The organism is Devosia sp. CAU 1758, assembly GCF_054482695.1.
This window is the reverse complement of sequence record NZ_JBTLRJ010000003.1, coordinates 351,667-372,833: the sequence shown is the minus strand read 5'-3', so window position 1 is coordinate 372,833 and position 21,167 is coordinate 351,667. Positions and strand designations below refer to the sequence as shown.

Annotated in this window: 17 protein-coding genes; 7 read left to right on the top strand and 10 right to left on the bottom strand. The window is 61.6% G+C overall.

Features of this window, described 5'->3' with window-relative positions:
* Nucleotides 1–86 precede the first annotated feature (86 nt).
* Nucleotides 87–806 carry a transcriptional repressor LexA gene (gene lexA, locus ACXYMS_RS11905; protein ID WP_458906536.1) on the top strand — a complete coding sequence of 240 codons (720 nt, stop codon included), beginning with the start codon at nt 87–89 and terminating at the stop codon, nt 804–806.
* A gap of 68 nt (nt 807–874) precedes the next feature.
* Here lexA and ACXYMS_RS11900 read toward each other — a convergent pair whose 3' ends face one another.
* Nucleotides 875–2,683 (bottom strand): IlvD/Edd family dehydratase, encoded by a 1,809-nt coding sequence (locus ACXYMS_RS11900; RefSeq protein WP_458906535.1) that lies wholly within the window; start codon nt 2,681–2,683, stop codon nt 875–877.
* Nucleotides 2,684–2,970: 287 nt separating this feature from the next.
* Here ACXYMS_RS11900 and ACXYMS_RS11895 point away from each other — a divergent pair, with 287 nt between their 5' ends.
* The 4 genes from ACXYMS_RS11895 to ACXYMS_RS11880 are packed head-to-tail and all read left to right on the top strand — an operon-like array spanning nt 2,971 to nt 7,347.
* Nucleotides 2,971–3,888, top strand: coding sequence for a 2-dehydro-3-deoxygalactonokinase (locus ACXYMS_RS11895; RefSeq protein ID WP_458906534.1), 918 nt, complete (start codon nt 2,971–2,973; stop codon nt 3,886–3,888).
* 12 nt (nt 3,889–3,900) lie between these two features.
* Nucleotides 3,901–4,512 carry a 2-dehydro-3-deoxy-6-phosphogalactonate aldolase gene (locus ACXYMS_RS11890; protein ID WP_458906533.1) on the top strand — a complete coding sequence of 204 codons (612 nt, stop codon included), beginning with the start codon at nt 3,901–3,903 and terminating at the stop codon, nt 4,510–4,512.
* Complete coding sequence (locus tag ACXYMS_RS11885) at nt 4,509–5,384, top strand: SMP-30/gluconolactonase/LRE family protein (protein ID WP_458906532.1); 876 nt, start codon at nt 4,509–4,511, stop codon at nt 5,382–5,384. Before ACXYMS_RS11890 ends, ACXYMS_RS11885 begins: the two co-directional genes overlap by 4 nt.
* 7 nt (nt 5,385–5,391) lie before the next feature.
* Entirely contained in the window at nt 5,392–7,347 is a 1,956-nt protein-coding gene (locus ACXYMS_RS11880; protein ID WP_458906531.1) for a beta-galactosidase, read from the top strand.
* Here the strand turns inward: ACXYMS_RS11880 and ACXYMS_RS11875 are convergent.
* Nucleotides 7,316–9,463, bottom strand: coding sequence for a ComEC/Rec2 family competence protein (locus tag ACXYMS_RS11875; RefSeq protein WP_458906530.1), 2,148 nt, complete (start codon nt 9,461–9,463; stop codon nt 7,316–7,318). The genes ACXYMS_RS11880 and ACXYMS_RS11875 overlap by 32 nt on opposite strands.
* A 74-nt stretch (nt 9,464–9,537) precedes the next feature.
* On the opposite strand from ACXYMS_RS11875, the gene gltX reads away from it, so the two are divergent.
* Nucleotides 9,538–10,953, top strand: a complete 1,416-nt coding sequence (gene gltX, locus ACXYMS_RS11870) for a glutamate--tRNA ligase (protein WP_458906529.1) — start codon at nt 9,538–9,540, stop codon at nt 10,951–10,953.
* A gap of 184 nt (nt 10,954–11,137) precedes the next feature.
* On the top strand, nt 11,138–12,418 hold the full coding sequence (gene gltA, locus ACXYMS_RS11865; protein WP_458906527.1) for a citrate synthase: 1,281 nt from the start codon (nt 11,138–11,140) through the stop codon (nt 12,416–12,418).
* Here the strand turns inward: gltA and ACXYMS_RS11860 are convergent.
* From ACXYMS_RS11860 to ACXYMS_RS11825, 8 genes are all read right to left on the bottom strand, one after another.
* Complete coding sequence (locus ACXYMS_RS11860) at nt 12,403–13,542, bottom strand: lipid-A-disaccharide synthase (RefSeq protein ID WP_458906525.1); 1,140 nt, start codon at nt 13,540–13,542, stop codon at nt 12,403–12,405. The two genes, gltA and ACXYMS_RS11860, sit on opposite strands and share 16 nt — an antisense overlap.
* 22 nt (nt 13,543–13,564) lie before the next feature.
* Nucleotides 13,565–14,374, bottom strand: a complete 810-nt coding sequence (gene lpxA / locus ACXYMS_RS11855; RefSeq protein ID WP_458906523.1) for an acyl-ACP--UDP-N-acetylglucosamine O-acyltransferase — start codon at nt 14,372–14,374, stop codon at nt 13,565–13,567.
* Complete coding sequence (gene fabZ, locus ACXYMS_RS11850; RefSeq protein ID WP_458906522.1) at nt 14,371–14,844, bottom strand: 3-hydroxyacyl-ACP dehydratase FabZ; 474 nt, start codon at nt 14,842–14,844, stop codon at nt 14,371–14,373. Before fabZ ends, lpxA begins: the two co-directional genes overlap by 4 nt.
* A complete protein-coding gene (gene lpxD, locus ACXYMS_RS11845) occupies nt 14,841–15,869 on the bottom strand; it encodes a UDP-3-O-(3-hydroxymyristoyl)glucosamine N-acyltransferase (protein ID WP_458906520.1) in 1,029 nt (342 codons plus the stop codon). Before lpxD ends, fabZ begins: the two co-directional genes overlap by 4 nt.
* A gap of 175 nt (nt 15,870–16,044) precedes the next feature.
* Nucleotides 16,045–18,159 (bottom strand): outer membrane protein assembly factor BamA, encoded by a 2,115-nt coding sequence (bamA, locus tag ACXYMS_RS11840; RefSeq protein ID WP_458906519.1) that lies wholly within the window; start codon nt 18,157–18,159, stop codon nt 16,045–16,047.
* Between the two features lie 183 nt (nt 18,160–18,342).
* A complete protein-coding gene (gene rseP / locus ACXYMS_RS11835; RefSeq protein ID WP_458906517.1) occupies nt 18,343–19,479 on the bottom strand; it encodes an RIP metalloprotease RseP in 1,137 nt (378 codons plus the stop codon).
* 42 nt (nt 19,480–19,521) lie between these two features.
* Entirely contained in the window at nt 19,522–20,382 is an 861-nt protein-coding gene (locus tag ACXYMS_RS11830; RefSeq protein ID WP_458906515.1) for a phosphatidate cytidylyltransferase, read from the bottom strand.
* Nucleotides 20,379–21,140, bottom strand: a complete 762-nt coding sequence (locus tag ACXYMS_RS11825; protein ID WP_458906513.1) for an isoprenyl transferase — start codon at nt 21,138–21,140, stop codon at nt 20,379–20,381. The genes ACXYMS_RS11830 and ACXYMS_RS11825 overlap by 4 nt, the downstream gene beginning before the upstream one ends.
* Nucleotides 21,141–21,167 lie beyond the last annotated feature (27 nt).

Here is a 21,167-nt window from a genome sequence, read left to right as displayed (position 1 = left end):
GGGACTCCTGGATCGAGGCATTGCAGAACATTAGTGGAACATGTATGGTCGTTCCGTCTATGTTCCGATTCTGGATGGTGGGGCCAATGCTGACGCGCAAACAACACGAATTGCTGATGTTCATCCACGAGCGGATGAAGGAAAGCGGCATTCCCCCGAGCTTTGACGAGATGAAGGATGCCCTTGATCTTGCGTCAAAATCCGGCATCCATCGGCTGATCACGGCGCTTGAAGAGCGTGGCTTTATCCGTCGCCTGCCCAATCGGGCGCGCGCGCTGGAAGTGGTCAAGCTCCCCGATTCCATGAACCCCTCGCTGGGTGGCCGCAAGTCGCGGTTCGAGCCTTCCGTCATCGAAGGCAATCTGGGCAAGGTCGCCAATCCGCCAGTTCGAAATAGCGCAATGGGATCAGATGATTACGCCAGGCCGGTGTCGATCCCGGTCATGGGCCGCATCGCCGCCGGTACGCCGATCGAAGCCATCCAGACCCACTCCCATACCATTGCCGTGCCGCCTGAAATGCTGGGTGCCGGCGAGCACTATGCCCTTGAAGTGCGTGGTGATTCCATGATCGAGGCCGGCATTTTCGACGGCGACACGGTGCTTATCAAGAAGCAGGAGCATGCCTCGACTGGCGAGATCATCGTTGCCCTGGTCGATGACGAGGAAGCCACGCTCAAGCGCCTGCGCCGCAAGGGCGACACGGTGGCGCTTGAAGCGGCCAATCCGGCCTATGAAACCCGCATCTTTCCGCCCGACCGGGTCAAGGTGCAGGGCCGGCTAGTGGGCCTGCTGCGCAAATACTGAGCCACATCCGCGATGAGAAAAGGCCCGCCTATCTGGCGGGCCTTTGTTATTGGCGAGAGTGCGCGGAGCTAGTGGTTGTCGCGCGGCACGCCTTCGGTCTGGGCGATGCGCTGATACTTGACTGCTGGGCGCAGGACAGCGCCGCTGCCGAGCTGGTCGACCAGGCCGCGCTGGATTTCCTGCCATGGAGTCTGGTGCTTGGGAAACTTATAGCCCCCTGACGCTTCCAGCGCTGCGCGGCGCGTGGCGATTTCCTCGTCGGAAATAAGGATATCGGCCTCGCCCTTGTTGAGGTCGATGCGAACGCGATCACCAGTCTTGAGAATGGCAAGATTGCCCCCGGCCGCGGCTTCCGGAGAAGCATTGAGAATGGAGGGTGAACCCGAAGTGCCGGACTGGCGGCCGTCGCCGATACAGGCCAGCGAGTGGATGCCCTTCTTGATCAGGTAGTCGGGCGGACGCATGTTGACCACTTCGGCAGCGCCCGGATAGCCAATGGGGCCGGCGCCGCGCATGAAGAGCAGGGTGTGCTCGTCGATGTCGAGCGAGGGATCGTCGATCCGGTGATGGTAGTCCTCCGGGCCATCGAACACCACGGCCTTGCCCTCAAACATGCCCGGATGTTGCGGATCGGACAGGTAGCGCTCGCGGAACTCGGGCGAGATCACGCTGGTCTTCATGATGGCGTTGTCGAACAGATTGCCGCGCAGTACCAGGAAACCCGATTCCGCCTTGAGCGGATTGCCGAACGGCCGAATGACCTTGTCATCCTGGATGGGTGTCGCGCGGCAATTCTCGCCAATGGTCTTGCCATTCACGGTCGGGGCATTCTCGTGGATGAGTCCCTGGGCCATCAACTCGTTGACGACCGCCGGGACACCACCGGCGTGGTAATAGTCCTCGCCCAGATATTCGCCTGCCGGCTGCAGGTTCACCAGCAGCGGCACCTTCAGTCCATGCTGCTGCCATTCGTCGATATTGAGATCGACGCCGATATGGCGGGCAATGGCGTTGATGTGGATCGGTGCATTTGTCGAGCCGCCAATGGCTGAATTGACCACGATGGCGTTGAGGAAGTTTTCCTTGGTCAGAATGTCCGAGGGCTTGAGATCCTCATGTACCAGTTCCACGGCGCGCTTGCCGGTGCGGTAGGCCATTTCCTGGCGATCGCGATAGGGCGCGGGAATGGCGGCCGATCCTGGCAACTGCATGCCCAGGGCCTCGGCCAGCGAGTTCATGGTCGAGGCGGTGCCCATGGTATTGCAATAGCCAGTCGAGGGCGCTGACGAGGCCACCAGTTCGATAAACTTGGGATAGTCGATCTCGCCGGCCGCCATCATCTGGCGCGCCTTCCAGACAATGGTACCCGAGCCAGTGCGCTCTCCCTTGTGCCAGCCATTGAGCATAGGGCCGACGGAAAGGGCGATAGCGGGGATGTTAACGGTCGCGGCGCCCATCAGCATGGCCGGTGTTGTCTTGTCGCAGCCGATGGTCAGTACGACGCCGTCGAGGGGGTAACCGTAGAGCACCTCCACGAGGCCTAGGTAGGCCAGGTTGCGGTCGAGGCCGGCCGTCGGGCGCTTGCCGGTTTCCTGGATGGGGTGGACAGGGAATTCGATGGCGATGCCGCCTGCCTCGCGAATACCCTCGCGGACGCGTTCGGCGAGCACGATATGGTGTCGATTGCAGGGACTAAGATCGGACCCGGTCTGGGCGATGCCGATGATCGGCTTGCCGGACTGCAGTTCCTCGCGCGACACTCCGAAGTTCATGTAGCGCTCCAGGTAGAGCGCCGTCATATCGGGATTGTCGGGGTTATCGAACCACGCGCGCGAGCGTAGTTTGCGGCCGCCGGTGCCGCCATTGTCTGCAGTCATCTTGCCTGTTCCTTGCTCGTCCGCAGGGCGCGGATGTGAGGGCCTTGGTGGACGTTGTTCTATCACGCCGAACCGTTGTGTGAATGGGTTGGAGGAAAAAATCATACAAATAGCGCCGGTTCCTGCATCCTTTAGTGGAAATCTGCCTACCGACGCAATTCAGCTTACCGGCGGACGGGCGTTTGGTCGGACGCTGCGCTATTGAAATGCTGGCGGGGAATCGGTCTGGCCAGTTGCACAGCGGGGCATTAGGGTCACGCCGCGCCAGAGCCGGGAGCGAGGACAACTTGACTGAGTCGATTGCATGGATCGCCGTGGACTGGGGAACATCCAACCTGCGCGCCTGGGGCATCAGCACCGATGGCTCCGTCGTCGCGACGGCCGGGTCCGACAAGGGCATGGGCAAGCTCTCGCCTGATCAATTTCCGGCGGCGTTGAGTGCGGTAGCAGCTCAGATGCCCTTGCCGGCGGGCATGTTGGATGTAGTTGTCTGCGGTATGGCTGGCGCCCGACAGGGCTGGATGGAAGCGCCCTATCTTGACGCGCCGACAGACCTCGGCCAGTTGGGACGTGGCGCCGTGCATCCGTCGGTACCGGAGACGCACCTGGCAGTGTCCATCCTGCCCGGCGTCTGCCAGCGAGACGGTGGCGAAAATGTCATGCGCGGCGAGGAGACCCAGCTTCTGGGCCTCGCATCCATCATGCCGGGCTATTCGGGCCTGGTCTGCATGCCCGGAACGCACTCGAAGTGGGCGCGGCTCGACGGCACACGGATCACAGGTTTCTCCACCGCTATGACCGGGGAGATGTTCGAACTGCTCAAGACCCATTCCGTGCTGCGCCATTCTCTTTCGGGTGACCTCGACGGACCCGAACGCGACAATGGGTTCCAGACCGGTGCGCGCGATGGCCTTGACAATCCGGCGGACTTGCTGGGCCAGTTGTTCCGGGTTCGGGCTAGCGCCTTGCTCTCGGGTCGCACGCCGGACTGGTGCGCCGGTTACCTGTCGGGCCTTCTCATTGGCACGGAGATTGCCGCCAACAGTAGCCAGATCGCTACCGATCCCGTGCCGCTGATCGGCTCCGCTGCCCTCTGTGCGCTCTATGCCCAGGTGCTGGCCATGACCGGAGCGACCGGCCGCATCGTTGATTCCACCGAAGTGGTGCTGGCAGGCCTCAAGGCCGCACGTGCATCCATTGCCTGAGGATTTTCAGAAGTGTCCCATCGTCATATCATCGCCATCCTGCGTGGCATCACTCCGGACGAAGCCGTGCCGGTATGCACTGCTCTGGTGGAAGCGGGCGTCACGTTGATCGAGGTGCCGCTCAACTCGCCGAATGCGATTGACAGCATCGGGCGCGCTGCTGCCGCCCTGTCTGGCCGGGCGGAAATCGGCGCGGGCACGGTACTGACCGAGGAGAATGTGCGGGCGGTGGCCGCCGCCGGCGGCACTTTCATCGTGTCCCCCGACACCAATCCCGAGGTCATATCCGAGACGGTCCGGCTGGGTCTCAAGTCCTACCCCGGCGTATTTTCTCCTACCGATGCTTTTGCTGCGATTCGGGCAGGAGCGACGGGTCTCAAGTTCTTCCCCGCAGAAGTTCTAGGCGCCAAGGGCATCATGGCGATGAAAGCGGTGCTCCCGCCTGCCCTGCCCGTCTATGCCGTGGGCGGGGCCAACCCCGATAATTTCCACGAATTCTTCACAATCGGGTGCACGGGGTTCGGGCTAGGCACCTATCTTTTCAAACCCGGCATGAGTGTCGCTGAAGTCTCCGCACGGGCCGAACTGGCCGTGGCCGCTTATGAACGGGGTGTATCGAAATGACGGAAACCGCCAAGCTTCTCATCGACAGCAAGTGCGCCCTGGGTGAAGGTCCGTTCTGGCATGATGGCCGTGTGCAATTGTTCTGGTTCGACATCAACAACCAGACGCTATTCGCCGCTAGCGCCGAAGGCGATATGCAGGAGCAGTGGCACTTCGACGAATCCGTCGCTGCAGCCGCCATCATTGATGACGACACCCTGGCGATTGCCACCGAAACTGGCCTGAAGCGCCTGGATCTGGGGTCTGGCGCAATCACCAAAATCATCGACATTGAGCGCGACGTTGTCACCAACCGCACTAATGACAGCCGGGTACACCCCTCGGGGGCCTTCTGGATCGGGACAATGGTCAAGGATGAGGGGCCCAAGGAGGGCGCGGTCTACCATTATCGCGCAGGCGTCCTGAGCCGGATCATCGCGAATGTGGCGATTCCCAACGCCACCTGCTTTTCGCCCGATGGCCGGATCGCCTACTGGACCGATACACCGAGTCAGAAAATCCTCAGATGTGAAACAGATCCGGAAACCGGCATGCCGCTGGGTGAATGGAAATTGTTCGCAGATGTCTCGGATCATCGCGGCTATCCTGACGGTGCTGTCGTCGACAGCGCGGGCTATCTCTGGAATGCCCGCTGGGGCGGTTCCTGTGTCATCCGTTATGCCCCTGACGGCACGATTGACCGTATCATCGAGGTGCCTGTCAGCCAGGTCACCTGCCCCGCCTTTGGCGGCAAGGATCTCAAGCGCCTGTTCCTGACCAGCGCCAGCAAGACCCTGTCGTCTGACCAGCTTGCTGACGAGAAGGTCGCAGGCGGCGTGTTCTATATCGATCTCGATGTCGCCGGTCAGCCCGAACCAAGAATCAAGCTCTGAGACCTTCATGACCCCCACGCTCGGCGTCTGCTACTACCCCGAACATTGGCCCGAAACGATGTGGGAGACCGACGCGACCCGCATGGCCGAAGTGGGGATAAAGTTCGTGCGTATCGGCGAGTTTGCCTGGTCGCGCATTGAGCCGAGCGAAGGCAATCTACAACTCGACTGGATGATCCGGTCCATGGACGTTCTGGGCCGGCACGGTCTCAAGGTCATTGTCGGCACACCCACGGCGACGCCGCCGCGCTGGATGATCGACAAGCATCCGGACATGCTGGCAGTGGACGCCGCAGGGCGGCGCAAAGGCTTTGGGTCGCGCCGTCACTATGATTTTTCTCACCTCGGCTATCGCGCAGAGGCTGGCCGGATCACTCAGATACTGGCCGATGCGCTCGGCGACCATCCGGCATTGGCCGGGTGGCAGACCGACAATGAATATGGCTGTCACGGCACTACCTATACCTATTCGCCAGCGGCACGAGACGGTTTCCGGCTGTGGCTGGAGACAAAGTACGGGACCATCGAGGCGTTGAACGCCGCCTGGGGCAATGTTTTCTGGTCGATGGAATATAACCGCTTCGAGCAGATCGGACTGCCCAACCTCCTGGTCTGCGACGCCACGCCTGCCCATGAACTGGATTTCCGGCGCTATTCGTCGGACCAAGTCTCGGCTTTCAACAGGGTGCAATATGACATCCTCAAGGCCAGGCGTCCGGACCTGCCGGTGATCCACAATTTCATGAGCCGCTACAGCGAGTTCGATCATTACAAGCTGGCCGAGACGCTGGATATCGCCAGCTGGGATTCCTATCCCATCGGTCACCTGGCGATGAGCGACGAGACGGAGGAGCACAAGGCGCAATATCTGCGGCAGGGCGACCCCGACAATGCCGCCTTCCACCATGATCTCTATCGTACCGTCGGCCACGGCCGCTGGTGGATCATGGAGCAGCAGCCCGGCCCGGTGAACTGGGCCAATGCCAATCCTGATCCGCTGCCTGGCATGGCGCGGCTCTGGGCCTGGGAAGCATTTGCCCATGGCGCGGAAGTCGTGTCCTATTTCCGCTGGCGTCAGGCACCCTTTGCGCAGGAGCAGATGCATGCCGGGCTGTTGCGGCCCGACAGCGAACCGGCCCCGGCCTATCACGAGGCCAGCCAGGTGGCGCGCGAACTGGGCGAGGTCGGTCTTTTCGGTATCGCGGCCAAGGGCAGGGTCGCCCTGGTGTTCGATTATGAAAGCGAATGGGCATGGGAGATCCAGCCCCAGTCGGCCGGCTTCAAGCATGGCAATCATGTGCGCGGGCTCTATGCTTCGTTTCGAAAGCATGGGCTGGACGTCGATGTGCTGCCGCCTTCGACCACCAGCTTTGCCGGCTATGACATTGTCGCAATACCCGCGCTGCTGGCCTGGAGCGATGCGCTGCGCGAAGCGGTGGCCAGCTTCGAGGGCTACCTGCTGGTCGGTCCGCGGACCGGCTCGAAGACCGAACACTTCTCCATTCCGTCACGACTGGGGCCGGACCTGCCGCGGAACCAGCTTGATGCCAGGGTGGCGCGGGTGGACAGCCTGCCGCCGGGCGTCGAAGTGACGGTCAAGGGCGGCGGCGCTGCACGGTTGTGGCGGGAAAAGGTCGAGGGCGGCGCCGAAGTGGTGATGGAGGATGTCGAGGGCGTGCCCGTGCTGCTGTCGCAGGGGAAGCTCTTCTACCTCACGGCCAGCGGCGACAGGGCTCTGATACAGCGTGTGGTCGACTACCTGATCGCCGAGGCGGATACGCCGACGCTCACCCTTCCGGCGGGCGTCCGTTGTCGGGTTCGCGGCGGGTTCCGCATCTATGTAAACTATGCGGCGAGCGCCCAGAGCCTGACCCCGGCACCAGATGAAACCGGCTATGTGCTGGGCGGGGCTGAAATCCCGGCTGCCGGGGTTACCGTGTCGAAACTCGCCAGGGGCGGTTGAGGGTTTCGATGGCGGGGCGGATATCGAACCGCCCTGCCCCTGCATTCCAGGAGAGCCAGTGAACGCCGCCGCTCGAAAGCTGGGCAGGTCCGATGACCTGCCCGAGCGCGAAGCAGTCCCTGGGTGGATAGATGCGGGCGATGAGCAGGTCGTGCCGGCCGCAATCTTCGGCGAAGGCGGCGGCGTTGCGAATGATGGCCAGACTGTAATCAGGCGCGTTGATGATGCAGCCAAGGCTGTCGCAGCGCATGCGGGAATGGCTTGCCGCAATCTCGGTCTGGTAATGCTGGCTCCAGACATCAACGGCGAAACTGCCGGTGCGACCGCTGCCCAGCGCCATGCCGTCCCCATCGCGAATGGCAACGGCCTGAGTCGTATCAGCCACCAGGATATCCGGACGTGGCTCGAAGCCAAAAGCGAGAACGATTGCGGCAGCGCTAAGCGGAGCAAGTAGGCGCCACCGGTTTTCGATGAAGGCGAACCATGCGAGGCCGAGCAGCCCTACGCCCAACGTCCAACTCGCAAGCAAGGGGTTGCCGGTGAACCCCTGGCTCCAGCCGGCCACCAGCTCGGCCACATCCACCATGCGGTCGATGCCCCAGCCCATGATGGTGATGAAGGGCGCTTCGACGCCGAAGGGCATGGCGAGCACCGAAAACACGCCGAATGGCATGATCACCAGACTGACAAAGGGCAAGGCCAGCACATTGCCGATCACGCCGAGCGGTGCAGTCTGCTGAAAATGGTAGGCGGAGAAGAGCAGCGTCGCCAAGCCGGCAATGAAGCTTGTCCATGCGGTCGCTGCGATCACATTGCCGATCCGCGCCAATCGTCCGGGCGATCCGGCAATCTGCGGTCGCGGCAGTTCATAGATGCCGATCAGGCCGACGACGGCCGCAAATGAAAGCTGGAAGCTGGGGCGAAAGATGCTCGACGGATCGATCAGCACGATCAATATGGCGGCGATGGCGACATTGCGCATGGTCAGCGCCCGCCGCCCGGCCAGCACGGCGCCGAAGATGAGGGCCAACATCAGGGTCGAGCGGAAGGCAGGTACATTGTCGACGCCGCCGGCGAGCAGCAGGTAGAGAAAGGCCGCAACAATGCCGACCAGTGCCGCGATCTGCTTGACCGGCCAGCCCACTAGCGCCGGCAGGGAGGCCAGTGCGAGGCGCACGAGCCAGAAGATTCCGCCCGCAACGATCGAGAGATGCAGGCCGGAGATCGAATAGATATGGGCCAGTCCCGAGGCGGCCATGACCTCCCGGGTTTCATCGGTGATCCCGCTCTGGTCGCCGACCACCATGGCCCTGCCAATGGCTGCGCTGTCGCCTTCCAGAACCGTAGCGATGCGGTTGCCAATGGCCATGCGGAGCGCGAGGACTTGCCGGGCGAGACTGAAGTTGTCCCCATCCGCAATGCGCTCAACACTACCGGTGGCCGAGCCATAGGCGCCAACGCCGATGAAGTAGGCATGGAACTGGCCGTCATGGGCGCCGGGCAGGATCGGTCCGGGGATGGGTGCCAGGCGCAGTGCGGCCCGCAGGCGGTCGCCCGGTTGCAGTGGCGGATCGGAGGGCAGCAGCAGGCGAGCACGACGGATCGGAACGGAACGCGCATCCTCGACGGGCGTAAGACCGGAGACGATCACCCGGCGCTGACTATCATCGGCAGAGAGGACCTCGTCGACCACCGCCTCGTAAGTCCCATAGGCGGGAAAGGCGAGCATGGGCGTACCGAAGGCCAGGCCATGCAGCGGCAAGAGGCAAAAGCCCAGCCAGAGGCCCATGGCCTGCACGGCGACCCGGACTCCGGAGACCGATTTCTGCCAGATTGCCCCCACGAGGATCAGAAGCGTCGCCATTGTGCCGCCTATATAAATATGTGCAGGCGGTTCAATGGGGAGGACGGCGTAGCAGACCAGGCCGACAATGAGGCCGAATGGAAGGAGCACGAAGAGGCGCCGTTGCTGCATGGCGGCGACGATGGCGGCAAATATGCCACGGGGCCCGACAACCTGGCTTTCACCAGGCGGCCAGGTCGAACCCGTCTTACGGACCCGCAGCCAGCCCAGTAGCCCAGCGGCGCTGCCCAAAGCCCCCTGTCCCGCCTCCATGTGCCCCTACCCTTGCGCTCAAGCCCGCCTATGCTACACACGGCCCGCAATTCCTCCAATCCTCCCGGTTGTCCATGTCTCAGGTCGTCACCCGTTTCGCCCCTTCTCCTACCGGCTATCTGCATATTGGCGGCGCACGCACGGCCCTGTTCAGTTGGGCCTATGCCCAGAACAAGGGCGGCAAAATGCTGCTGCGCATCGAGGATACCGATCGGGAACGCTCGACCGAGGCAGCCGTCACGGCGCTCGTTGATGGATTGAAATGGCTAGGATTGGACTGGGACGGCGAGCCGATCAGCCAATTCGCACGCGCCTCGCGCCATGCCGAGGTGGCGCACGAACTGGTCCGAAACGGTCATGCCTACTACTGCTATTGCTCCCCGGCGGAACTCGACCAAATGCGCGAAGAGGCCCGCGCCGCAGGCAAGCCCCCGCGCTACAATGGCTATTGGCGTGATCGCGATGCCACCGAGGCGCCGGAGGGCATCAAGCCTGTCGTGCGTATCAAGGCGCCGCTCACGGGCGAGGTCGTGGTCCGCGACCATGTGCAGGGCGACGTTGTGTTCAAGACCGAGAACCTGGATGACTTCATCATCCTGCGCTCGGACGGTACGCCAACCTATATGCACGCCGTGGTCGTCGACGACCACGATATGGGTGTCACCCACATCATCCGCGGCGATGATCACTTGACCAATGCTGCGCGTCAGATCGTGATCTATGATGCTATGAATTGGACCGTGCCAGAAATGGCGCACATTCCGCTGATCCATGGACCGGATGGCGCCAAGCTTTCCAAACGCCACGGCGCACTTGGCGTCGAAGCCTACCGGCAGATGGGCTACCTTCCCGAGGCTGTGCGCAATTACCTGGCGCGCTTGGGCTGGAGCCATGGCGACGACGAAATCTTCTCCACTGAGCAGATGGTGGAATGGTTCAGCCTCGAGGGGCTCAACAAGGGCGCGGCTCGCTTCGACTTCGTAAAGCTCGAGAATATCAACGGCCACTATATCCGCGAATCCGATCCCTCGTATCTCTACGGAGTGATGATTGCGACGGCGCAGGAAGTGGGCCGCGACGGCGACGCGAACGGGCTGATGGCCAACCACGATACCGTTCTGGCCGCTCTGCCAGAACTGCAGCCGCGCGCCAAGACCGTGCTGGAACTGATCGACCTGGCGCAATTCATCTACGCCCTGCGACCCATCCAGCCAGATGCTGCCGCGGCGGCGCTCCTGACCGATGACGCGAGGCTGGTGCTCAAGAGCATTGCCGATACGTTAGGGGGGCTTGCCGATTGGTCAGTGCCGGCCATCGATGCAGCCATGCGCGCCCTGGCCGAGGAGAAGGGGCTCAAGCTGGGCAAACTCGCCCAGCCGTTGCGTGCGGCGCTCACCGGACGCACTGTTTCTCCGGGGATTTTCGAGGTCATGGTACTGATCGGCCGCGAAGAAAGCCTGGCCCGACTCGGAGACCAGATAGGCAGCTGATACCGATCGACGTGCCTGTCGCCAGCCTGTCGGATAGATAAGTCATACTCACCAATCGGTTGCTTGCTACGGGCAAGACCTGATACCTCTTCACGGGAAAATCGACGCTTCCAAAGCGTCGACCCCCGGGTCCGCATTTCGTGTCCTTTCCTGCGGGCGAGAGGGGTGTAGCGAGGAGAGCTCAATGACCGATAAAGTCGCCAAACTCGTCATTGGAGACCAGACCCACGAATTTCCGATTCTGAGTGGTACGTTGGGTCCGGATGTGATGGATATTCGATCGCTGTATGCCAAGACGGGCCTGTTCACATACGATCCTGGCTTCACGTCGACGGCAGCCTGCGACAGTGCCATCACCTTTATCGACGGCGACGAGGGCGAACTGCTTTATCGCGGCTACCCCATCGAGCAACTGGCCGAGAAATCCAATTATCTGGAAGTCTGCTACCTACTGCTCTACGGCGAACTGCCGAGCACGACGCAGTTCAAGGAATTCGAAGAGCTGGTGACGCGCCACACCATGGTGCACGAGCAGATGCACTATTTCTACCGTGGCTTCCGCCGTGATGCGCACCCGATGGCGATCATGACTGGCGTGGTCGGCGCAATGGCTGCCTTCTACCATGACTCGACCGACGTCAACGATCCGCAGCAGCGCGAAATTGCCTCCATTCGCATGATCGCCAAGATGCCGACGATTGCGGCCATGGCCTACAAGTATTCGGTGGGCCAGCCTTTCGTCTATCCGCGCAACGATCTCGATTACGCGTCCAACTTCCTGCATATGTGCTTCTCGGTTCCGGCCGAGGAATACAAGGTCGATCCCAAGATCGCCCGGGCCATGGACCTGATCTTCACCCTGCATGCGGACCATGAACAGAACGCTTCGACCTCCACGGTGCGCCTCTCCGGTTCATCAGATGCCAATCCATTTGCCTGTATCGCGGCGGGCGTGGCCTGTCTCTGGGGGCCGGCACATGGCGGCGCCAACGAGGCGTGCCTCAACATGCTGCGCGAGATCGGGACGGTCGACCGCATTCCAGAATTCATCGCACGCGCCAAGGACAAGAACGATCCGTTCCGACTGATGGGCTTCGGGCACCGCGTCTACAAGAACTTCGATCCGCGCGCCAAGGTCATGCAGGCCACTGCCAAGGAAGTGCTCGAAATCCTCGGCGTCGGCAACAATCCGACCTTGCAGGTGGCACAGGAACTCGAACGCATTGCGCTTGAGGACCAGTACTTCATCGACCGCAAGCTTTATCCAAATGTGGACTTCTATTCCGGTGTGATCCTGGACGCGATTGGCTTCCCGACCTCCATGTTCACCGTGCTGTTCGCCGTGGCCCGCACCGTGGGCTGGATCAGCCAGTGGAAGGAAATGATTGGCGATCCGCAGAAGAAGATCGGCCGCCCGCGCCAGCTCTATAACGGCTCCGTGGCCCGCGACTACGACGCAGTCTGATTGCGCCAGATAGACAGGACCTGCTCGGTCGGGTCCTGCCGTCCATGCGGGGGCATCCCCGCCTGCATCACGTTCATCAGCTCGCCAAACGCCGACATCTGGTCGTGGCGGGCTTTTTTGTCGGTCAGCAGATCCATGATTGGCGGCTGAACACCCGTGGGAAGCAGGGGTGCTGCAACGATCTCGGGCACTAGGGATTGTCCGAGGATAATGTTGGGCAAGGACACCTGGGGGCGCCCCAGTCTCTCGTAAATGCGCGCCTGGTGGCCATCGAGTGCATAGATGACCACCATGGGCACGCGCGCGAGAGCCAGTTCCAGGGTGGCTGTACCGGACACACATATTGCAGCCACGGATGCCCCGTAAAGCTCACGCCGCGCCGCCCTAGTGTCCACAATTCGGACGGGCACCGGCCAGCCTGCCGTTGCCGCCTCAAGACCCCCGCGCAGTCGTGGCAGGGTCGGGATTACCAGTTCGGTTACTTCCGGCCGGGCCGCAAGATCCCGGGAGAGGGGCGCCAGAACCGGCAGATGCCGTCGAAGCTCTCCGGCGCGACTACCGGGCAGCAAAAGCAGAGGCCCCCGATCCGGTGGGTCGCGGTCAGGCAGAGCCTCGGCGAGCCCGGGGTGGCCGACATAGGTGGTTGGCGGACCGTCGAGCTGTTTCATGACCGCCGGCTCGAAGGGCAGGACCGCCAGGACCGCATCGAACAGTGGTTTCAAACGGGCGGCACGTTCCGGATTCCTGGCCCAGACGGATGGGGCCACATAGAGGATCAATTTTCCCGCAAAGCCGCGCTTGCGCAGCCGAGCAGCCAGCAACCGGGAAAAATCCTGCGCATCAACCAGCACGACGACATCGGGACGCGAAGACATGATCGCCCGCGCCGCCTGCTCCAACCGCCATAGCAATCTTGGCAGATTTAACAGAACATCGGTGATGCCCATGACCGCCAGGTCCGACATCGGAAAAAGCGACCGAAGACCCTGTGCCGCCAGTTCGTCGCCGCCAATACCGGTGAGCGTCAGTGAGATCTGCCGGCGGAGCCGCATGACCAGATCCGCGGCGATACGGTCACCGGACGGCTCGCCCGCCAGGACGAACAGGCGCAGCGTTTGGCTCATGGCCGCCTCTCCCGTGACGCAGCTATTCGCTCTCGTGCCCATTGCGCGGCAAGAGAATGGGGCGGTCTTCTGCCTCGGAGATGAACCGCACCACCTCCTGCACCAGAACATCGTCCCGGAACAATTCGGCGGCGTCCTCGACCCGCTCGCGCAGCGTGCCTTCGCTGGCAAAAATCTGTCGATAGGCCGCACGCAGCCGGTGAATGTCTTCACGCTCGAAGCCCCGGCGCTTGAGACCGACGAGGTTGAGGCCGGTCAGCGCGGCGCGATTGCCGACGGCCATGCCATAGGGTATGACGTCGCCATCGACCATGGACTGCGCGCCGATAAAGGCATGTGAGCCGATGCGCGTGAACTGGTGGATGACGCAGGTGCCGCCAAACCGCACAAAGTCACCGATACGACAATGCCCGGCGATGCCGACATAGTTGGTGATCACCACATCATTGCCCAAGATCACATCGTGAGCGATGTGGGCGCACGCCATGATCAGGCAATTGTCTCCGATGCGGGTGAGCATGCCGCCGCCTTCGGTGCCGGGATTGATGGTCACCGATTCGCGGATCGTGCAGTTCGCACCGATTTCCAGGCGCGAATCCTCGCCGTGAAATTTCAGATCCTGCGGCTGATGGCCTACCGACGCAAAGGGAAAGACGCGCGTTCCGGGGCCAAGAGTCGTGTTGCCCTCCACGACGGCATGCGACACCAGTTCGACATTGTCCCCAAGCGTGACGCGGGGCCCGACAATGCTGTAGGGGCCGACGCGAACGCCTTTACCGAGCTTGGCGCCGTCAGCGATGATCGCCGTGGGATGAACGGCGGGAGCACTCACGAGGGCACACCCACGATCATCGCGGTGATTTCGGCCTCGGCAATCACGACGCCATTCACCTTGGCCTTGGCCTCGTAGCGGCCAACGTTGCGACGACGATGCATCTTGGTGATGTGAAATTCAATCGTGTCGCCAGGTCCTGCGGGCTTGCGGAAGCGCGCATTGTCCACGCCGAGCATGAGCACGATGTTCTTGGTCCCGCCGGTGGAGTCATGCTTGATGACGATGGCGCCGGCCGTCTGGGCCATGCCTTCGATGATCAGCACGCCCGGGAAGATCGGATTGCCCGGAAAATGTCCGGTGAAAATGGGTTCGTTGTAAGTGACGTTCTTGATGCCGATAGCCGATTCATCGCCATTGATGTCGACAATGCGATCAATCATCAGGAAGGGATAGCGGTGCGGCAGCGCTTCCAGAATTTCAGCAATGCTCATGGCATTGAGCTCTGTTACGGCGGTGGTATCGTTCATCCCCGCTTCTCCCCCTTCGACAGTTTACGCATAACGGCGAGTTCACGCCAAAAATCTCTTATATCCTGCGCCGGCGCACCGGCAAGCTTGGAGCCGGCCGGCCAATCCTTGGTGACGGCAGCGCGACCATGGATGACCGATCCGGCGCCGATGCTAAGGTGGCCAGAAGTGCCAACGCCGCCACCCATGAGCACCCCATCGCCAACAATGGTGGAACCGGAGAGGCCGCTCATGGCGGCAATCAGGCAGTAGCGGCCGATGCGGCAATTGTGGCCGATCTGGACCAGATTATCGATCTTGGTTCCCTCGCCGAGCACCGTGTCGCCGAGGGCACCGCGGTCGATGGTGCTGTTGGCGCCGATCTCCACCCGGTCCTGGATAACGACCCTGCCAAGCTGGGGTATCTTCCGGTTTGACCCGCCGAAATCGAGCCAGCCGAAGCCTTCCGTGCCGACGCGTACACCGGAATGCAGCACGACATCATTGCCAATATGGGCACAATCAATGGTGCTATTGGCGGCGATGACGCAGTTTCGGCCGATAGTGACGCCAGCGCCGATCACGGTATTGGCGCCGATAATGGTGCCGCGGCCGATCTCGACCCCGGCGCCGACCACGACATTAGTGCCGAGGGTGACGTCGCGCTCGAAGATCGGCGCGCCCAGATCATCACGACGCGAGGCAATCACCGAGCGCGTGCTGGAGGGATAAAGCGTGTCGAGGATGTCGGCAAAGAGATCGTGCGGCTTGTCGATGGAAATAGCAATGCAACCGGCGGGGACCGCGTCGAGCAGCGCCGGAGTCACCAGAACGGCACCGGCCGCAGTGCGACGCAGTTCTTCAATGTAGCTGGGCTGAGCAGCAAAGGCGAGATCACTCGGCTCGGCCAGATCGAGCTCGGATACGCCAGTAATGACCTGGTCGGTATCTGAAAGGCTTCCGGCAAGATCGGCGCGACCAAGCTGGGCCAGCAGGGCGCCCAGTGTCAGCGGGCCGGCAAAGCGGTGAAAACGGGTGTCGACCATTGTGTCATCTGGCGCGCAGGCCGTTCTTGTTGAACAGAATCGCGCGCTCTGGATCCTTGTTCGCACACCGGAGTGGCCCGAAAACCGCCTCGCACTTTTCGGTCCGATGTTTCAAAATAGAAGGAGCCGCGGCGCTACCGCCCCGCGGCTCCAAAACTTTGTCACGCCGCTCTGGCTAGAGCAAGGTGGAGATGGTGAACTGGAACATCTGCGTCCGGTCGTCGGTCGACTTGTTGAGGACATGCGCGAAGTCGCCACGCAGCGGACCAAACGGCGAATCCCAGATCAGAGACGCACCAACGGAGGTGCGCCATGGCTGGTCGTTGCTCGTCGCAACAGCACCGCCGCCACCCAAAATGTTGCTGCTGTCGCCAATCCAAGCAGCATCGGCCCAGACCGCACCGCTCAAACCATAGTTTTCGGGCAGGCCGGGGATGGGGAACTCGATTTCGCCAGAGATACCAGCAAACATCGTGGTGCCGACATACTCGCCAGTTCCCAGGCGCGGGCCGAATCCCCTGCCCTCAAAGCCTCGGATAAGCTGCGAGCCCGGCGTGAAGGCTTCAACCGGATGAACCGTACCACCGTTAAGGCTATTGATAACACCGGCCTGGCCACGCACACTGGCCACCATGCCGCTATCTGGAATGAGTGGCATGAAGTAACGCGCCCGCGCTTCGGTGCGCAGCAGGTTGTGATCCCAGCCGATATATTGCTGGGTGAACGTAGCATAGAGGCCTTCGGTCGGGTTCTGAACGTCGTCGACGCCATTCCAGGTCAACGTATAGCCGATGAATGCTTTGTTAAACGTGTCGCCATTGGTGACCAAAGTCGAATTCGGCGCATCGACATCCTTGATCAACTTGCGCTCGTAGCCACCGAAAAACTGGGCATTGAGAGCACTGGTCAGCGGCACGCCGACGCGCAACTGACCACCGGTCGCTTCAGAACCGTAGTAGCTGGCGGAGGTTTCGTCGTTGATGCGGTGATAGGCGTCAACGCCGGCCGAGACCCGCAGGCCCATGAAGCGCGGCTCGGTAAAGGAGAAGTCGAAGGTGCGACCCGACTGGGACGCGCCAATGGCGGCGCGCAGGTATTGGCCACGGCCAAGGAAATTGCGCTCGGACAGGGACAACTCGCCCAAAATGCCGTCCGAAGTCGAATAACCCGCCGTCACGCCGTACTCGCCAGTCGACGCTTCTTCCACGTTGATGTTGAGTACGATCTTGTCAGGCGCCGAGCCAGGACCTGTCGTGACGTCAACCTTGGAGAAGAACCCGAGGCCGTCGATGTTATTGCGGCCGCGCACCACCATGGAGCGGTTGAACGGGTCGCCTTCAGCAAAGTCCAGCTCGCGCCGGATGACGAAGTCGCGGGTTTTCACATTGCCGGTGATATTGATGCGCTCGACATAGATGCGAGCGCCTTCATCGACCAGGTAGGTCACGTTGAAGCTGTTGGTGGCCACATCGCGATCAAGGCGCGCGCGGACGTCGGCAAAGGAATAACCCTGCGCAGTCGCCTCATAAGCCATGTCCTCGATGGACTGCTGCAGGTCCATGACCGAATAGGTCGCCCCCTGCCCCGTCCGGACGGTACCGCGCAGCACATCGGTATTGAGGCCATCAATGCTGGTCTCTATACCGACATTGCCGAACTCGTACTTCTGGCCTTCATTGATGGTCACGTTGACGAAATAGGCATTGCGCGAAGCGTCATACTCGGCAACCGAGTTGACCTGGGCGTCGGGAAAGCCGCGATTGGCGTAATAAAGGCGGATGCGCTCGCGATCGACCGCCATCTTCTGCTCGTCATAGGTATCGTCGCGGAGCAGCCAGCTCAGCACGCCCGATTCCTTGGTGAGCATGGTGCCTTTGAGGTTGTTGCCACCAATCGAATTATTGCCGGTGAAGTTGATCGCCGCAATACCCGCGCGTTCGCCTTCATTGACAGTGAAGATCACCCGGACGCGACCATCGTCGGTTTGCTCGGTCCTTGCCGTTACCGAGACGGAAGTGAACCCGTCGCGGTCATAGGCCATGCGAATGCTCTCGATATCGGCATTCAGGCGCTGCTGGCTGAAGATGCCCGAGGTCGACATATCGACCATCGCCAGGAGCTGGCTGTCGGGGAAGCGACGGTTGCCCTCGAAAAGCACGGAAGCAACGAGTTGCTCCTGCGCCTGCGCAGTCACGACGCCAAGGACAGGCACGCCAGCGGCCATGGGGGCTGCCCCTAGAATGGCGATCGCGGAAACCGCGCCACGCATCAGCTTGGTGGGGTGAATCATATTGTTATTGCCTTCTGCGACCGGCCCGGAGAATCGCCATGCACAGCGCTCCCCCAAGCTAACTCCATTGAACTGTTTTACTGTTTTTTTAACCAGGAACAAGGCGTGAGTGACCACGCGGTTAGTAATTCATTGGCGCACTTGTATTCATGCAACACCTTGCGAACCAAGGTTAACAATGGGTTAGCGAAAAATGCCGAAATGGTCGAATACCGTGTCATTGAACAGTGTAAAGACCATCAAGGCCAGCACCAGGGCAAACCCGAACCTGAACCCGATCTCCTGAATACGCAGGCTGAGCGGACGGCCACGGACAGCTTCGACCAGATAATACAGCAGGTGTCCACCATCGAGCATGGGCACTGGCAGGAGATTGAATACGCCGATATTGAGCGAGAGCAGCGCCATCAGGTTAATGAACGCGACAATTCCAAGAGTGGCCACCTCCCCAGAAACCTTGGCCACCTTGACCGGCCCGCCCAGTTGCTCGACATCACCCCGACCTACGAAGAAGTCTCCCAGGAAGGCCGCTGTGCGCTGCACGATGAAGCGGATTTCCTCCAAGGTCATGCCCACCGCTTCGATGGGGCCAGGGCGATAGAGGGTCAATTCGCCCTCCTCGACTTCTCGACTAACGCCTATCCGGCCGATTCTCTGGTCATTGCCGAAGCGATCTTCGACCTCCACCGCTTCAGGAACCAGAGTGATAACCTGCACGGCACCATCGCGATCGAGTTCGACAGCCACAGTGCGCTCCGGGCTAGTGGCGACATAGCGCTGGAAATCCTCAAATCCGCGCACGGCATAGCCGTCAACCGACAGAATTTCGTCTCCAGGCCTGAACCCGGCAGACTCGGCCACCGACCCGTTCAGCACATCGCCGACAACGGGCGGGAGGGTATAGCGGCCATAGCCGAGCAGCAGGGCGTAGAGGATGACAAAGGTCAGCAGGACATTGGCCAGCGGACCCGCAGCGACAATGGCAATGCGTTGCCAGACATTCTTGTTCTTGAACAGACGCGGCGCCAGTTCCGGCGGTACAGCTTTGGCCGCCTCGGGGTCTGGGACGCTCGCCGCGTTCATGTCTCCCACAAAGCGGACGTAGCCGCCAAGCGGAATGGCCGAGATACGCCAACGCGTCCCATGCCGATCGTCCCAGCCGATCAATTCGCGGCCGAAGCCCACCGAGAAGGTCTGGATGGCAACGCCGTTCCAGCGCGCGACGAGATAGTGCCCCATCTCATGGACGAACACGATGACCGTGAGCACCACCAAAAAAGGCGCGAGGTAGGATAGGAGCCAGAGCGCAAATTCAAACATGCAGTTTCCAAAACAGGTGCGCCCGGAGACGGAGCCGGGGCACTACCAGTGGAGTAATCCCTCAGCAATGGCGCCGAATCCACCATGTGCCGCGCCCAGAATAACAACCAGGAACACGCCGAATGTGAGGCTGTCGAGCCGATCCATCAACCCACCATGACCAGGAATAATGTCGCCGCTGTCCTTGATGCGGAAGAAGCGCTTGATGGCACTCTCGGTTAAATCTCCGGCCTGCCCAAGGATGCTGATTGCCGCAGAAAGCAGGACCCCGATCCAGATTGGGGAATCTGTCACCCAAAGCCAGACAATGAGACCTGCGCCAGTTCCCAGCGCCAGTCCGCCCAGGGCGCCTGACCAGGTCTTGGAGGGCGAAATGTCTGGGGCCAGCTTTTCACCGCCAATCTGCCGGCCAGTGAAGAAGGCGGCCGAGTCGGTCATCCAGACCACGGTGCCCAGATAGAGTCCCGCCCAGATGCCGTCGAAGCCCGAGCCGCGCATGGCGAGAATCGAAACGATCAGCAGGCCGAAGAGCACCAGCCCGCCGACGCGCCAGACCAGGTGCTCGCGCTCCATGAAGCCGGCCAGAATGCAGGCCAGGGCGATCGCCGAGAACGTGCCGAGTGGGCCGAAGGCGGGGTAGAGGAGCCCCGAAATTCCGACGATTCCGATTAGCACCCACCCCACAGGTGTCAGGGGCGAGCGCGACACCATGGTTTCCCACTCGCGGTACGCGCCGCCATAGACAGCGCCGACCACCGCTGCGAACAGGTAACTGCCGACATAGAGGGCGGTTGTTGTCAGGGCGATCAGCACAAAGGCCGACGCTAGCCGCGGCCCCACATCGGCCCAGGAGCGCCGGGCCGGTGTCGCAGACTCTGCATGATGGCCCCGCGGTTCGGTCAAGTCGCCGTCGCTCCAATGCCGCCAAAGCGCCGATCACGCTGGGAAAACACTTCGAGGACCCGGACGAAGCTGGCCTCGTCAAAATCGGGCCAATGCTCGTCGACAAAGACGAACTCGGCGTAGGCGGCCTGCCAGAGCAGGAAATTGGACAGGCGCTGCTCGCCGCTGGTGCGGATGATCAGGTCGGGGTCCGGCAACCCGGCCGTATAGAGGGCATCGCCCAGGCGCTGTTCATTGATGTCCTCGGGATCGAGCCGCCCGGCCGCGACTTCCCGCGCCAGATGGCGGGCCGCAGCCACGATCTCGGCCTTGCTGCCATAGTTGAAGGCAACGACCAGGACGAGGCCGGTATTGGCCGAAGTCTTGGCCTCGACATCTTCGATCAACCGCACCAGCGAGGGATCCAGTCCCTCGCGCGCGCCAATGATCCGCACCCGGACATTGTTGCGGATCAGCCGCTGAAGATCCGAAGCAACAAAGCGCCGCAGCAGATTGAATATGAAGGACACTTCATCGGGCGGTCGCGACCAGTTTTCGGACGAGAAACTGAAGACCGTCAGATAGGAGACGCTATAGGTGATGCAATGCTCGACAAGGCCACGCAGAGCCTTGACGCCCTCAACATGCCCCTCGGTCCGCCGCTTGCCGCGCGACTTGGCCCAGCGTCCATTGCCGTCCATGATGACGCCAAGATGACGCGGGATTTTCAGGCCCACGCCCGTCTCGACTTTCACACTGGCGGCCGGTTCCCCTGCCATAAATGCCCTCCCGGCGCGAGATCCGCG

What these genes read in the sequence shown, in the direction of transcription:
- lexA (WP_458906536.1), top strand. Translation starts at nt 87, where the DNA reads ATGCTGACGCGCAAACAACACGAATTGCTGATGTTCATCCACGAGCGG.
- ACXYMS_RS11900 (WP_458906535.1), bottom strand. Translation starts at nt 2,683, where the DNA reads ATGACTGCAGACAATGGCGGCACCGGCGGCCGCAAACTACGCTCGCGC.
- ACXYMS_RS11885 (WP_458906532.1), top strand. Translation starts at nt 4,509, where the DNA reads ATGACGGAAACCGCCAAGCTTCTCATCGACAGCAAGTGCGCCCTGGGT.
- ACXYMS_RS11880 (WP_458906531.1), top strand. Translation starts at nt 5,392, where the DNA reads ATGACCCCCACGCTCGGCGTCTGCTACTACCCCGAACATTGGCCCGAA.
- ACXYMS_RS11875 (WP_458906530.1), bottom strand. Translation starts at nt 9,463, where the DNA reads ATGGAGGCGGGACAGGGGGCTTTGGGCAGCGCCGCTGGGCTACTGGGC.
- gltX (WP_458906529.1), top strand. Translation starts at nt 9,538, where the DNA reads ATGTCTCAGGTCGTCACCCGTTTCGCCCCTTCTCCTACCGGCTATCTG.
- gltA (WP_458906527.1), top strand. Translation starts at nt 11,138, where the DNA reads ATGACCGATAAAGTCGCCAAACTCGTCATTGGAGACCAGACCCACGAA.
- ACXYMS_RS11860 (WP_458906525.1), bottom strand. Translation starts at nt 13,542, where the DNA reads ATGAGCCAAACGCTGCGCCTGTTCGTCCTGGCGGGCGAGCCGTCCGGT.
- fabZ (WP_458906522.1), bottom strand. Translation starts at nt 14,844, where the DNA reads ATGAACGATACCACCGCCGTAACAGAGCTCAATGCCATGAGCATTGCT.
- lpxD (WP_458906520.1), bottom strand. Translation starts at nt 15,869, where the DNA reads ATGGTCGACACCCGTTTTCACCGCTTTGCCGGCCCGCTGACACTGGGC.
- bamA (WP_458906519.1), bottom strand. Translation starts at nt 18,159, where the DNA reads ATGATTCACCCCACCAAGCTGATGCGTGGCGCGGTTTCCGCGATCGCC.
- rseP (WP_458906517.1), bottom strand. Translation starts at nt 19,479, where the DNA reads ATGTTTGAATTTGCGCTCTGGCTCCTATCCTACCTCGCGCCTTTTTTG.
- ACXYMS_RS11825 (WP_458906513.1), bottom strand. Translation starts at nt 21,140, where the DNA reads ATGGCAGGGGAACCGGCCGCCAGTGTGAAAGTCGAGACGGGCGTGGGC.